This is a genomic window from Nocardia veterana NBRC 100344 (assembly GCF_000308855.1).
GTDB lineage: Bacteria > Actinomycetota > Actinomycetes > Mycobacteriales > Mycobacteriaceae > Nocardia > Nocardia veterana.
This window is the reverse complement of record NZ_BAGM01000009.1, coordinates 14968-27576: the sequence shown is the minus strand read 5'-3', so window position 1 is coordinate 27576 and position 12609 is coordinate 14968. Positions and strand designations below refer to the sequence as shown.

The following is a 12609-nucleotide window of genomic DNA, read 5'->3' as shown; positions in this document are numbered from 1 at the left end:
CCTCACGGCGTACCCACCCCCGGCAGACCCGCGAACAGCAGCTGGAAGACCCGGGGCCCGTTCAGATGGGTGGACAGTTCGGGCGTGTAGACACGTCCCTCGCTGGTGTCGGTGACCAGGTAGTTGGAATGACTACCGGGCTTGCGGTCGAGGATGCCCTCACAGTGCGGGCCGCCGGTCGCATTCACCTTGGGCAGATCCTTCGGATAGGTGTAGGGGGTGCCGCCCGGCATGAAGCTGGCGTTCAACGTCACCCACGGCCCGGTCCCGCCGAAGATCTCGTTGGCCTCCGGGATGGCATTCGCGACGCCCTCGACCAGGCAGTACAGCGCCGGGTTGTATTCGTTCAGCAGTTCGGTGGTGGGGCGCAACAGATCCAGGGCCGTCGACAGGCCGTTCTCGTTCTCCTTCAAGACCGCGCCGGTGGTGTCGGCGAGGCCGATCAGATTCAGCAGCACGGCATCCAGGCTGTCGGTGTGGTCGACGATGGTCTTACTCGTCACCGCGGCATTGTCGGTCGTGCGCAACAGATTCGGCGCGGTATCGGCGTACAGATTCGTGACGCCGACGGAGGTCTGCAGATCGCGTTGCAGATCCGGCAGACTCGGATTGATATCGCGCAGATAGGCATCGCTGTCGGCCAGCAGTTGACCGAGTTTGTCACCGCGGCCCTGCAACGCGGTACCGAGCGCGGTCAGGGTGGCATTCAATTTCTCCGGCGCGATCTTGCCGAGCACATCGGTCAGATGCTGGAAAAGGGTGTTGAATTCGACGGTCACCGACTGCGCCGACAGCGTCGCCCCCGGCTGCAGATGTTGCGCGGACGCTTCCTGCGGTTCGATGAAGTTGACGTACTTCGCGCCGAAGACGGTGGTGGATCGGATGTCCACGGTCGCGTTCGCCGGTACCAGCTTCAGCTGATCGGGGCTGATCGCCAGGGTCAGCCGCGCGTGGTCGCCGGTGTAGGAGATATCGGAGACATGGCCGATCTGCACGCCGCGGATCTTGACCTTCGCATCCTTGTCCATCACCAGGCCGGCCCGCGGTGCGTCGAGATAGACCGGTTTCGAGGTGGTGAATCCGCCCACGAACATCGTCAACGCGACGGCGACGATGGCGGCCAGAAACAGGACCAGACCGATCCCCGAGAGTTTGACCCCCCAGCCGGCACCGAAAACCTTTCCGGCGCCTTCCCTTTCGACGAGTTTATTTGCCGCCATGCCGCCTACCCGGAGAGATGGAAGTTGCCGGAGGTGCCGTAGATCGCCAGCGACATCAGCAGGGTTACCGAAACCACTGCCACCAGCGAGGCGCGCACCGCGTTACCGACCGCGATTCCGACACCGACCGGGCCACCGGTCGCGTTGTAGCCGTAATAGGTGTGAATCATCATGACGGCCAAGGCCATGAGGATCGCCTGTACGAACGACCACAGAATGTCACTGGGAATCAGGAATGTGGAGAAGTAGTGGTCGTACACACCGGCCGACTGACCGTAGATGACGACCGTGGCGAAGCGACTCGCGACGAACGACGCGATGACCGCCAGCGCGTAGAGCGGAACGATCGCGATCATGCCCGCCAGCACCCGGGTGCCGACCAGGAAGGGCATCGGCCGGATCGCCATCGATTCCAGGGCGTCGATCTCCTCGGCCACGCGCATGGCGCCCAGCTGGGCGGTCGCACCGGCCCCGATGGTGGCCGCGAGGCCGATACCCGAGATCACCGGTGCCGCGATGCGCACGTTGAGAAATGCGGCGAAGAATCCGGTCAGCGCCTCGACACCGATATTGCCCAGCGAACTGTAACCCTGCACCGCGATGGTGCCGCCGGTGAACAGGGTGAGGAAGCCGACGATCACGACCGTGCCGCCGATCACCGCCAATGCCCCTGTACCCATGCTGATTTCGGCGATCAGGCGGATGGTTTCGGTGCGATAGTGCGAGAACGCCTTCGGCACCGAGGCCAGTGACTTCGCATAGAACTGGGCGTGATGCCCGATTCCGTCCATCGAACTCGAAACCCGCCGCACACGTCGAACAGTACGGGGGAAGCGGGACTGGATTACGAACGCCATCGGATCACCGCACCGTGAACTTGATGCCGACGGCGGTGACCACGACGTTCACCACGAACAGAGCCATGAAGGAGAACACCACCGTCTGGTTGACCGCGTCACCCACACTCTTGGGACCGCCCTTGACGTTGAGACCGAGGTAGCAGGCCATCAGTCCGGCGATCAGACCGAACAGCGCGGCCTTGACCTCCGAGATCACCAGCTCCGGGGTATGGGTGAGCAGGGTGAGCCCGTTGACGAAGGCGCCGGGGTTGACTCCCTGCAGCAGCACCGAGAACAGGAAGCCGCCGGCGATGCCGATCGTCGAGACCAGGCCGTTGAGCAGCGCCGCGACGAACATCGAGGCGAGCACGCGGGGCACCACCAAGCGGTGAATGGGGTCGATACCGAGCACCTTCATGGCGTCGATCTCTTCGCGGATGGTGCGAGCGCCCAGGTCCGCGCAGATGGCGGTGGCGCCCGCACCGGCGACGATCAGCACGGTCACGATCGGACCGACCTGCGTCACGGTTCCGAATGCGGCGCCGGCGCCCGAAAGGTCGGCCGCGCCGATTTCGCGCAACAGAATGTTCAGCGTGAAGCTCACCAGAACGGTGAACGGGATCGCGACCAGGATGGTCGGGATGATCGACACCCGGGCCACGAACCACGACTGGTCGACGAATTCTCGTCGCTGAAACGGCGGACGTATCAAGGCCCGCGCCACAGCGGCCACGAGTTCGAAGAACCCGCCGACCGCACGCAACGGCACGGCAAGAACCTCGTTCATTCCGCGATTCCTCCTTGCCGACCCGTGCACGCATCATCGCGCTCGCGAGCCTCCACACTCAACCGTTCCGAAGATTAGAACACGTTCACTACGTCACGGAAGAGAATTTGCCATTTTTGAACTGCTCTTTTCATCCGGAAGTCATCCCGGAAGCTAGAACAGGTTCATACGGTGTACAGAACGCCTTTGTGAGGCACCCCACAACCGTCGACCCCCATGTCTACCAAGTGCGGGACCGCCGATCAACCGGAGTTGGACGGATGACCTGCACCCGATAATCAGCCGAGGTCGTGCAGCGAACTCGCAGAAAACGTACGCCCGGCGGGGCGCTCGGCGAAGTAGGCGCCGAGTGTGTCGGCCAGCGCGTCCGCGGTCCATTCCGCACCCGCGGCGTCGAAGCGCGCCTCGACCTCCGGCGCGGCCATCAGCGCGACCATCGGGCCGTAGACGACGAAGACCTGACCGCTGATGGCGTCGGCGCCGGGTGCGGCCAGGTAGGCGACCAGACGGGCGACATGATCGGGCGAGAGGGGGTCCACTCCACCCTCGGGCGCCGCCGAGAACACCGATTCCGTCATGGCGGTCCGCGCCCGCGGGCAGATGGCGTTGGCGCGCACACCGTAGCGCGACAAGCCACGCGCTGCCGACAGTGTCAGTGCGGTGATCCCGGCTTTCGCTGCCGCATAATTCGGCTGCCCCTCCGGCCCCAGCAAACCCGCCTCGGAAGAAGTGTTGATCAGGCGCCCGTAAATTGGAGCACCCGCTTCCTTCGATTTACCGCGCCAGTAGGCCGCGGCATTGCGCGACAACAGGAAATGGCCGCGCAGATGGACGGCGATGACCGCGTCCCAGTCCTCGTCGGAGAGATTGAAAAGCATGCGGTCGCGGACAATTCCCGCATTGTTCACGACGATGTCCACGCCGCCGAAAGTCTCGTCCGCGGTGCGAATCAGGGCATCGGCGGTGGCGCGCTCGGCGACGCTGCCGGCCACGAATTCCGCTTTCGCGCCGAGCGCGCGAATATCGGCGAGGGTGGCGGCCACCGCATCGCTTTCGGCCAGATCGTTGACCACCACCGAGGCGCCGGCCCCGGCCAGCGCCAATGCCTCGGCCCGCCCGAGGCCCGCACCGGCTCCGGTCACGATCGCTACCTTGCCGGACAGATCCGTCCCCGACTGATTCGACGATTCACTCACGCCGTGACTCTAGAACGTGTTCCAGTTATCGGCAAGCATCCGATTCACTGCAACCGCAGAGCAGCCTTCGGGCACTGCGCGACCGCCGTCTCCACATCCGCGAGCCGATCCTCCGGGACCTCCGCGGTGACGATGTGGAGCTGGTCCTCGTCATCGAGTTCGAAGACGTCGGGGGCGATTCCGACACAGATTCCGTTGGCCTCGCACTGGTCGAAATCCACACTGACCTTCATTGATAACTCCTTCACCAGCAGGTATCGCCGAGCCTACTCACCCGGCTCGGCCGCCGCGGCCGAAGCGGCCGGATTCGGTATCCATACTGGAACATGTTTCAGTAGATATGCAATGATCGACACCGAGGCGGTGCCGTCGCATCCGCCGTCACAATCACCGAGTACGAGGTAACCGCCATGCGGATTGCTTACACCGAGCAACAGGAGCAGCTGCGCGCCGAGCTCCGCGAATATTTCGCCAAGCTGATCACGCCGGAGCGGCGCGAGGCTCTGTCGTCCCAGACCGGTGAATACGGCCACGGCAACGTCTACCGCGAGGTGGTCCAGGAGATGGGCCGGGACGGCTGGCTCGCCCTCGGCTGGCCCAAGGAGTACGGCGGGCAGGACCGCTCGACGATGGATCAGCTGATCTTCACCGACGAGGCCGCGATCGCGGGTGCCCCGGTGCCGTTCCTGACCATCAACTCGGTGGCGCCGACGATCATGCACTACGGCAGCGAGGAACAGAAGAAGTTCTTCCTGCCCAAGATCGCCGCCGGCGAATTGCACTTCTCCATCGGCTATTCCGAACCGGGCGCCGGCACCGACCTGGCCTCGCTGCGGACCTCGGCCGTGCGCGACGGGGACGACTGGGTGATCAACGGTCAGAAGATGTGGACCAGCCTCATCCAGTACGCCGACTACGTCTGGCTGGCCGCCCGCACCGATCCGAATGCCAAGAAGCACAAGGGCATCAGCATGTTCATCGTGCCGACCTCGGCCGAGGGCTTCTCCTGGACCCCGGTGCACACCATGGCGGGGCCGGACACCAGCGCCACCTACTACCAGGACGTGCGCGTTCCGCACAGTTCGATGGTCGGCCCCGAGAACGGCGGCTGGGCGCTGGTCACTAATCAGCTCAACCACGAGCGGGTAGCGCTGACCTCGGCCGCGCCGCTGGCCCTGGCTGTCGCCCAGACAACGGAATGGGCGCGCGAAACCAAGGACTCCACCGGCGCCCGGGTGATCGACAACGAGTGGGTGCGGCTGAACCTGGCGCGGGTGCACGCCAAGGTGGAATACCTGAAGCTGCTCAACTGGGAGATCGCCTCCGGCGCGGATGCCGGCGGCGACGCCGCTCCGCGGCCGTGGGATGCCTCCACCTGCAAGGTGCTCGGCACCGAACTCGCGACCGAGGCCTACCGGCTGCTGATGGAGATTCTCGGGCCGCAGGCATATCTGCGCCAGGACTCCCCCGGCGCCCAGCTGCGGGGCCGGCTCGAGCGCATGCACCGCGCCTGCCTGATCCTGACCTTCGGCGGCGGCACCAACGAGGTGCAGCGCGACATCATCGCCATGACCGCCCTCAAACAGCCCGCCGCCGCCCGCTGAGCCGCGCACCAGCCGAAAGCTAGGTATCACCAATGGATTTCACACTTACCGAAGGGCAGCAGGATCTCGCGCGGCTGACCGGCGAGGTCTGCGCGAAACTGGTCACCGCCGACCGCCTGCGGGAACTGGACAAGGCCGAGGTCCGCTTCGACGAACAGCTGTGGCGTTCGCTGGCCGAGACCGGGGTACTCGCGGCGGCACTACCGGAATCGGTGGGCGGCAGCGGACTCGGGGTGCTGGAACAGACCGCGATCCTGCGGGAGCTCGGCAAGTCCGCCGCCCCGGTGCCGTACCTGTGGTCGGTCGCGCTCGGCGCCGGTGCGCTGGCCCGCTGGGGCAGCCCGGCACAGCGCGAGCTCGCGGCGAAAGCCGGTGCGGGCGAGATCGTTCTGACGGTCGCGCTGTCGGAGGAGCGGAACTGGGAGCCGACCAAGCCCACCACGACGGCGACCGAGGACGGCGGCTGGAAACTGGTCGGCGCCAAGACGGTGGTTCCCTTCGCCGACCGGTCCGCGCGAATCCTGGTGCCCGCCGGCGTCGCCGGGAAGGCCGCGGTATTCCTGGTCGACCCGGCGGACGCCCGCGTCACACCCCAGCAGGTGGTCGACCGCAGCCCGCAGGCCGAGATCGAATTCGATGCCACCCCGGCCGAATTGATCGGCACCGTGGACGACGGCGCGGAAATCCTCACGTGGCTGCTGAACCGCGGCTGGCTCGGCCTGGCCGCACAGCAGCTGGGAACCCTGGAGCGCGCGGTCGAACTCGTCGCCGAATACGGCCGTGAGCGTGAGCAGTTCAATCGCAAGATCGGCAGCTTCCAGGCGGTCGCGCAGCGGCTGGCCGACGGCTACATCGACCTGCAGGGGCTGCGGCTGGCCGTGACCCAGGCCGCGTGGCGGGTCGACGAGGGACTGGCGGCCGACGCCGAGATCCACACCGCCAAATTCTGGGCCGCCGAGGCCGGCCACCGCATCGCGCACACCGCCGTCCACGTGCACGGTGGTGTCGGCATCGACCGGGACCATATCGTCCAGTGCTATTTCACCGCCGCCAAGCACAACGAATTCGCGCTCGGCGGCGCCACCGACCACCTGCGTGCGCTGGGCACCCTCCTGGCCGAGGCCCACTAACGCAGGCGCTCGCCCGGGTCGAACCGCCGCTCCACCGGTTCGGCCCGGGCGAGTATTTCGTCCACCGTCGCATCGACCGTGAGATCGGTTGTGTCCAGCCATAATCCGAGGCGCGGGGTTTCGGCGCGCAGAATCGTGTCGAGCTGGTGCACCGTGAAGGTGCCGTAGGCCTTCTTGTCCCGGCCGGCCTCTCGCCGAGCCACCGCGGCCGGGCTCGGCGTCAGCACGACCACGTACAACGGATCGGTGCAGATCTGCTCGACCATCCACGGCAGCAGATCGCCCAGTACCACGTCCTGGACCACCGCGGTGAATCCCGCGGCCGCGTAGGCGTCGGCCGTGGCGGCCGCCAGCCGATGGCGCAATCGCAACTGCCGCAACGCTTCCGAACTCGGGGCATCCGACATCTCGGCACGCCCGCCGACGACGAAGCGACGGAACACGTCACCGCGGACATGTGCGGAACGCGGGAGCCGCTCGGCCAGCGCCTGCCCGACCGTCGACTTTCCGGCCGCCTGAATACCGGTGACGAGATAGACGGCCCCGGTCGTGCCATCCGCCGCGAACCGGCCGTCGGAACTGTCCGCACCATTCGACACGATCGGACAGTATCGGCCGGGATCGCTCGGCCGCGACCTGTTTTCCGGCACGGCAGTGGCGCGGCTCGCCACCACTCCAGCGGTGATCCGATGAGTTTGCCGGGCCCGCGGCGTCGCAACTGATGACACATACCGATGCCGCGAGAGGACCGAGCATGGCCAGCAAGATGATCTTCATCAATCTCCCCGTCGAGGATCTGGAGCGGTCCGAATCGTTCTACGAGGCGCTGGGCTGGAAGGTGAATCCGGACTTCACCGACGAGAACGCCGCCTGCGTCGTCGTCGACGACAACATCTGCCTGATGCTGCTGGCCCGGCCGTTCTTCGAGACCTTCACCAACCGCCCGATCGCCGACACCCGCGCCGCGACCGGGTCGATCTATGCCCTGTCACTGAGCAGTGCGGCCGAGGTCGAGTCGTTGCTCGCCGCCGCGGTGGCGGCCGGGGCCACCGAAGAGGTCAGCGAGGACAAGCGCGCCCAAGAGGAAGCGGTGGGTATGTTCAGCCGCGCCTTCGTCGATCCGGACGGTCACCAGTGGGAGGCGTTCTGGATGGACCATCCCGGAAACTGAGGCGCCGCCGGGTGAGCGGCAGACGGACCGCGCACCCGGCGGCGGTCACGCCGACTGCTCGTCCAGGAAGCCGACGATCTTGGCGTGGAATCCGGCCGGATCCTCACCGGGCGCCCCGTGCCCGGCGTCGATCTCGGCATAGCGGGCATCGGCGATCGCGGCGAGCAGCCGTTGCTGCTGGGTGGCCGGGACGACACGGTCGTGGGCGCTGGCGAGCACCAGCGTCGGTGCGATGATCCGGCCGAGCAGATCGGTCAGATCGACGTTTCGGTCCACCTCGGTCTGCCGGGCGGCACCCCGGGCGATCGCGCCCGCCAGTTGCTCGACCAGTGCCTCGTTGTCTTCGGCGGTGGCCCGCTCCCAATAGCGCGGGCCGAACGCCAGCAGCGGCAGCGCCCGCGCGAACAGTGTGGTGCCGTGCGCGGCGTCGGCGCGCAACAGGTCGATCCAATGCCGGAACTCGGCATCCATCCGGGTGTCGGTGCGCACCCAGCCCGCGTGCATCAGCAGCGAGTGGACCCGATCGGGCGCCGTCCCCGCGAGGTGGGCGGCGACCACCGCGCCGAGGGAATGCCCGACGAGATGGAATTCGTCGAGACCGGCGTGGTCGGCGGCGGCGCGCACCTCGGCGGCCAGATCGGCGACGGTCAGCGGCCCGCCGTGGTCGACGGTGTCGCCGGAGCCCGAATAGTCGAGCGCCAGCACGGTGTAGCGATCGGCGATTTCGGCGGTGAGAGCCGCCCACTGGTCCCGCCCGGCCGCGGTGCCGTGAATCAGGACGACCGCTGGCCCGGATCCGGTGAGATCGTAGGCGACCTCGGCATCGCCGCCGGTGAGTCGGGCTGTTGCGAAATGCATCGAATAATCCTCGGATGTCGTGTTCGTCGAATGTCAGGCGGCGGCCGTCCCGGCGAAGCCGGCAATGGCCCGGCGCAGTGCGGCGGTGAATTCGGCCGCGCGCTCCTGCTGCGGCATATGCCCGGCGCCCGCGATCACACTCACGCCCGCGCCGGGAGTGAGCGCAGCGCAGACCCGTGCCACCGCGACCGGAATCTCGGCGTCCAGTTCGCCGTGCAGATAGTGAATCGGCGTCCGCAACAGCGGAAGTCGCGGCCGTGGGTCGTAGCTGGCGAAGGCCCGGAACAGTTCGTCGATATGAACGCCGGAATCCAGGATCTGGCGCACGGTCCAATCGATCAGCGCGCTCGCGGTACCCGGCGCATACCAGTTCGGCACCCAGTTCGCGACAAATTCCGCTCTGCGATATCGCATCCCGTCGATGATCTCGGCCAGCGGCATACCCTGTCCGGGCCAGTACGCGGGGCCGTCGACCGCGACCACACCACCGAGCAGGTCCGGATGGGCCAGGGCCAGTTCGGTGGCGAAGGTCGCGCCGACCGAGGAGCCGACCACGATCGGATGCTCCAGCCCCAACCGCGCGATCAACTCGACCAGGTCGGCCACGACCCCCGGCAGGGTGTTCCCGGTGACCGGCCGGTCCGAACGTCCGCAGCCGCGCCAGTCCACGGTGACCACCCGGAATTCGTTCACCAGCTCGGCTTGCTGCGCGCCCCAAACCCGGCCGCTGGTGCCCCAGCCGTGCACGAACAGCAGCGGTCGTCCGGCGCCCTGATCCTCGTAGTAGAGCCGGACGTCGTCGACGGTGAGGTATGGCATGGCGATCACTTCCCGTTGAGCTCGGCATTGACGTGTCCAGGAAACCGCGATCGGCGCAGCGGAAAAATGGGCGAACCGAGCCGGCACTGTTCACCAGAACTGATTAATATCCGGCCGTGAAGCTCCGGCAGTTGCAGTACTTCCTGATCGTGGCCGAGGAATTACATTTCGGGCGCGCGGCGCGGCGACTGCACATCGTCCAGTCGGCGGTCAGTCAGCAGATCACCCGGCTGGAACGGGAGCTGGGGGTCGCCCTGTTCGAGCGGACCACCCGCACCGTCCGCCTCACCGAAGCCGGCCGGCGCCTGCTGCCACACGCCGAGCAGGTGCTCACCGCGGTCGCGCAGGCCCGCACCGCCATCGACGATCTGCGCGCCGAACGCACCGGCACGGTCCGGCTGGGCACCAGCACGGGACTGGGCGCGCGCCTGGAGAGCATCCTCGTCGCCTTCGGCCGCTACGCCCCCGCGGCTCGGGTCGAGCTGGTCGATGCCGACACCGCTGATCGGATGAAACGGGTTCGGTCGGGCGAGCTCGATGCGGCGATCGTGCGCGGGTACCGGGACGAGCCCGGCCTCGAACTGCTGCCGCTGTGGTCCGACCGTCTGGTGGCCGCGATTCCCGCCCGGCACGACCTCGCGGTGCTGCGCGAGGTCGAACTCGCCCGGCTGGCCGAGCTACCGCTGCGGCTGGTGCGGCGCGCCCGCAATCCCGCCCTGTTCGACCTGGTGGTCGAGTCCTGCCGGGAGGCCGGCTTCGAACCGGCCTTCGGCCCGGAGTTCACCACCGAACAGGACACGCTGGCCGCGATCGGCTTCGGCGCACCGAGCTGGACCGTGTACTACGCCGCCCAAGCGGCGCAATTGTCGTTCCCGGGTGTGGTCTGGCGTCCACTGCGCAATCCGGAACCGACGATGCCCAGCTATCTGGTGGTGCGACCCGATCCTCCACGCGCCGAGCTGCGCTCGCTCATCGAGGCCTGCCACGCCGTCACCGACTGACCACGACGGCGGTACCGGGCCACCGTGGAAAAACCTCCGCCCCAACCGGATTCATCGGCGCGGGGCTAACGGCGCCACGGCCCGCCGGTCACTGCGGCGGGCCCGCGAGCAAACCGGGCGAATGATCGACATCGTGACGGGCGCGAACACTCGGCAATGCGATACCGCTCGATATGTCCTAATGGACTGTGGCACAAACTCTTTCACGTCTCGTATGCTTGAATCCCCGAACGGTGGGGGTATACCCGTGAAGCGTCTGCTGATCTTCGTCATGGCGGTTATCGCCGCGCTCTCGAGCTACGACTACGCCCGCTCCCCCGACCACCTCGGCATGGCGGTGGCGGCCGGCGTGGTGGTCACCATCTGGCTGACCGCCAAGGCGATCGACTAGTAAGGCTGGGGCACAACCTGTTTCGCTTCACCCCCGCGGACGTGCGGCCCCCGGCCACGCCGGAGGCCGCACGCCGATCGATGCTCACACACTCGCCGGAACTCGGTCCCGCCGAGCCGGCGCGCGGAAGGTCACCCAGGCGAGCACCGCCGCCACAACCGCGATCGCGGCAGCGGCGCCGAAGGCCGCGGAGAACCCATCGGTGAGGGCGTCGGCATCACCGACCCGGTCGGCACCGGCGGCCGAGGCGATCGCGGTGACTACCGCCAAACCCAGCGCCGATCCGATCTGATAGCCGGTGTTCACCAATCCGGAGGCCAATCCGCCCTGCTCGGGCGCTGCCGCCGAAATGGCGGTCTGCAGCGACGGCACGAACGCGAGCGACATGCCCAGCGCGGCCAGCAGCGAGCCGGGCAGCACGTCGATCCAGAAGATGCCGTCGGCCCGAATGAACGAAAGCCAGATCAGCCCGACGGCCAGCACCAGCAGGCCCGTGACGATCATGGCGCGGGCGCCGAACCGCGCGAACAGCTTCGGCGACAGCGCGATCATGCCCACCATGATCAGCGCCGTCATCGGCAGCAGCGCCGCACCGGACGGGAAGGCCGAATAGCCGAGGACCTGCTGCAGATACAGGTTCAGGAAGAACCACATCGGCACCCAGGCCGCCCCCAGCAGCACTTGGGCCAGATTCGCCGCGCCGAGGTCGGGTGCGCGGAAGATCGACAGCGGCATCAACGGGGCGCGACGGCGCGCCTGCGACACCACGAAACCCGCCAGCAGGGCGACCGCGACGATCAGCCCGGCCCAGGTCGACCCCGAACCCCACCCGGCCTCGGGTGCCCGCACGACGGCGAAGACGGCCGCCCCCAGCCCCAGGGTCGCGGTGAGGGCGCCCAGCACATCGACCGAACCGCCGGATTCGGCGGTACCGCCCGGAACCAACACCGCGGCAGCCACCACAGCCAGCACGGCGATCGGGATGTTGATATGGAAAACCCAAGGCCACGACGCATATTCGGTGATCAGACCGCCGAGGAACACCCCTGCGGTGCCGCCGGCGGGAGCGGCGGCGCCGTAGAACGCGAAGGCCGTCGTCAACTCCTTCGGATCGGCGCCGAACACCATCATCAGCAGCGTCAGCGCGGACGGCGCGATCAATGCGGCACCGGCGCCCTGCACACCACGACCGATCAACTCGACGACCGGCGTGCCCGCCAGCCCCGCGACCAGCGATCCGATGCCGAGCACGATCCAGCCCGCCTGGAAGACGCGGCGAGCACCCGCGATATCGGAAAGCCGGCCACCGAGCAGGAGCAATCCGCCGAAGACGATGACGTAGGCGTTGAAGACCCGCGACAGCCCCTCCTGCGAAAAGCCCAGCGAGCTCTGCATTTCCGGTAGGGCGACCCCGATGATCGAGGTGTCCATGATGACCATGAACTGAGCCATTGCGATCAGCGCCAATGCGAACCAGCGCCGCGACGGCGGCGCGGATACCCGAGTGGACATCGACATCCTCACTCCTTGGGCGTGGGCGCATCGGTTGCGCCCGTACGATTTCGAACCACTTCTGTATACCCCCATGGGGTA

14 protein-coding genes are annotated in these 12609 nt (G+C 67.2%); 5 read left to right on the top strand and 9 right to left on the bottom strand.

Going from position 1 to position 12609, the window contains the following annotated elements; all coding sequences use genetic code 11:
- Positions 1-2 precede the first annotated feature (2 nt).
- The 5 genes from ON37_RS02620 to ON37_RS02600 form a co-directional block, all read right to left on the bottom strand.
- Entirely contained in the window at positions 3-1220 is a 1218-nt protein-coding gene (locus tag ON37_RS02620) for an MCE family protein (protein WP_051031068.1), read from the bottom strand.
- 5 nt (positions 1221-1225) lie between these two features.
- Positions 1226-2077: an ABC transporter permease gene (locus ON37_RS02615; RefSeq protein ID WP_030518639.1), complete on the bottom strand. Its 852-nt coding sequence runs from the start codon at positions 2075-2077 to the stop codon at positions 1226-1228.
- 4 nt (positions 2078-2081) lie between these two features.
- The gene (locus tag ON37_RS02610; protein WP_030518640.1) at positions 2082-2846 is read right to left on the bottom strand and encodes an MlaE family ABC transporter permease; all 765 of its coding nucleotides are present in this window, start codon (positions 2844-2846) and stop codon (positions 2082-2084) included.
- Between the two features lie 278 nt (positions 2847-3124).
- Positions 3125-4042: a 3-oxoacyl-ACP reductase gene (locus ON37_RS02605; RefSeq protein ID WP_040716125.1), complete on the bottom strand. Its 918-nt coding sequence runs from the start codon at positions 4040-4042 to the stop codon at positions 3125-3127.
- A 44-nt stretch (positions 4043-4086) separates the two neighbouring features.
- Complete coding sequence (locus ON37_RS02600) at positions 4087-4275, bottom strand: ferredoxin (RefSeq protein ID WP_040716124.1); 189 nt, start codon at positions 4273-4275, stop codon at positions 4087-4089.
- 177 nt (positions 4276-4452) lie between these two features.
- Here ON37_RS02600 and ON37_RS02595 point away from each other — a divergent pair, with 177 nt between their 5' ends.
- Positions 4453-5646 carry an acyl-CoA dehydrogenase family protein gene (locus ON37_RS02595; protein ID WP_040716123.1) on the top strand — a complete coding sequence of 398 codons (1194 nt, stop codon included), beginning with the start codon at positions 4453-4455 and terminating at the stop codon, positions 5644-5646.
- A 32-nt stretch (positions 5647-5678) separates the two neighbouring features.
- Entirely contained in the window at positions 5679-6776 is a 1098-nt protein-coding gene (locus tag ON37_RS02590; protein ID WP_040716122.1) for an acyl-CoA dehydrogenase family protein, read from the top strand.
- On the opposite strand, the gene ON37_RS02585 is transcribed toward ON37_RS02590, so the two are convergent.
- Positions 6773-7375, bottom strand: coding sequence for an AAA family ATPase (locus tag ON37_RS02585; RefSeq protein ID WP_051031073.1), 603 nt, complete (start codon positions 7373-7375; stop codon positions 6773-6775). The two genes, ON37_RS02590 and ON37_RS02585, sit on opposite strands and share 4 nt — an antisense overlap.
- Positions 7376-7530: 155 nt before the next feature.
- Between ON37_RS02585 and ON37_RS02580 the strand changes: the two genes are divergently transcribed.
- Positions 7531-7947, top strand: a complete 417-nt coding sequence (locus ON37_RS02580; protein WP_040716121.1) for a VOC family protein — start codon at positions 7531-7533, stop codon at positions 7945-7947.
- A 45-nt stretch (positions 7948-7992) separates the two neighbouring features.
- On the opposite strand, the gene ON37_RS02575 is transcribed toward ON37_RS02580, so the two are convergent.
- A complete protein-coding gene (locus tag ON37_RS02575) occupies positions 7993-8805 on the bottom strand; it encodes an alpha/beta fold hydrolase (protein ID WP_040716120.1) in 813 nt (270 codons plus the stop codon).
- Positions 8806-8838: 33 nt separating this feature from the next.
- Positions 8839-9624: an alpha/beta fold hydrolase gene (locus ON37_RS02570; RefSeq protein ID WP_040716237.1), complete on the bottom strand. Its 786-nt coding sequence runs from the start codon at positions 9622-9624 to the stop codon at positions 8839-8841.
- Positions 9625-9740: 116 nt separating this feature from the next.
- On the opposite strand from ON37_RS02570, the gene ON37_RS02565 reads away from it, so the two are divergent.
- Both ON37_RS02565 and ON37_RS32660 read left to right on the top strand, forming a co-directional pair.
- Positions 9741-10625 carry a LysR family transcriptional regulator gene (locus ON37_RS02565; protein WP_040716119.1) on the top strand — a complete coding sequence of 295 codons (885 nt, stop codon included), beginning with the start codon at positions 9741-9743 and terminating at the stop codon, positions 10623-10625.
- Between the two features lie 247 nt (positions 10626-10872).
- Complete coding sequence (locus ON37_RS32660; RefSeq protein WP_157171330.1) at positions 10873-11016, top strand: hypothetical protein; 144 nt, start codon at positions 10873-10875, stop codon at positions 11014-11016.
- Positions 11017-11100: 84 nt separating this feature from the next.
- On the opposite strand, the gene ON37_RS02560 is transcribed toward ON37_RS32660, so the two are convergent.
- On the bottom strand, positions 11101-12528 hold the full coding sequence (locus ON37_RS02560) for an MFS transporter (protein ID WP_040716234.1): 1428 nt from the start codon (positions 12526-12528) through the stop codon (positions 11101-11103).
- Positions 12529-12609: the final 81 nt, after the last annotated feature.

Bases quoted from the DNA above. Each gene is read 5' to 3' on its own strand.
- ON37_RS02620 (WP_051031068.1), bottom strand. From the start codon at position 1,220: ATGGCGGCAAATAAACTCGTCGAAAGGGAAGGCGCCGGAAAGGTTTTC.
- ON37_RS02615 (WP_030518639.1), bottom strand. From the start codon at position 2,077: ATGGCGTTCGTAATCCAGTCCCGCTTCCCCCGTACTGTTCGACGTGTG.
- ON37_RS02610 (WP_030518640.1), bottom strand. From the start codon at position 2,846: ATGAACGAGGTTCTTGCCGTGCCGTTGCGTGCGGTCGGCGGGTTCTTC.
- ON37_RS02600 (WP_040716124.1), bottom strand. From the start codon at position 4,275: ATGAAGGTCAGTGTGGATTTCGACCAGTGCGAGGCCAACGGAATCTGT.
- ON37_RS02595 (WP_040716123.1), top strand. From the start codon at position 4,453: ATGCGGATTGCTTACACCGAGCAACAGGAGCAGCTGCGCGCCGAGCTC.
- ON37_RS02590 (WP_040716122.1), top strand. From the start codon at position 5,679: ATGGATTTCACACTTACCGAAGGGCAGCAGGATCTCGCGCGGCTGACC.
- ON37_RS02580 (WP_040716121.1), top strand. From the start codon at position 7,531: ATGGCCAGCAAGATGATCTTCATCAATCTCCCCGTCGAGGATCTGGAG.
- ON37_RS02575 (WP_040716120.1), bottom strand. From the start codon at position 8,805: ATGCATTTCGCAACAGCCCGACTCACCGGCGGCGATGCCGAGGTCGCC.
- ON37_RS02570 (WP_040716237.1), bottom strand. From the start codon at position 9,624: ATGCCATACCTCACCGTCGACGACGTCCGGCTCTACTACGAGGATCAG.
- ON37_RS02560 (WP_040716234.1), bottom strand. From the start codon at position 12,528: ATGTCCACTCGGGTATCCGCGCCGCCGTCGCGGCGCTGGTTCGCATTG.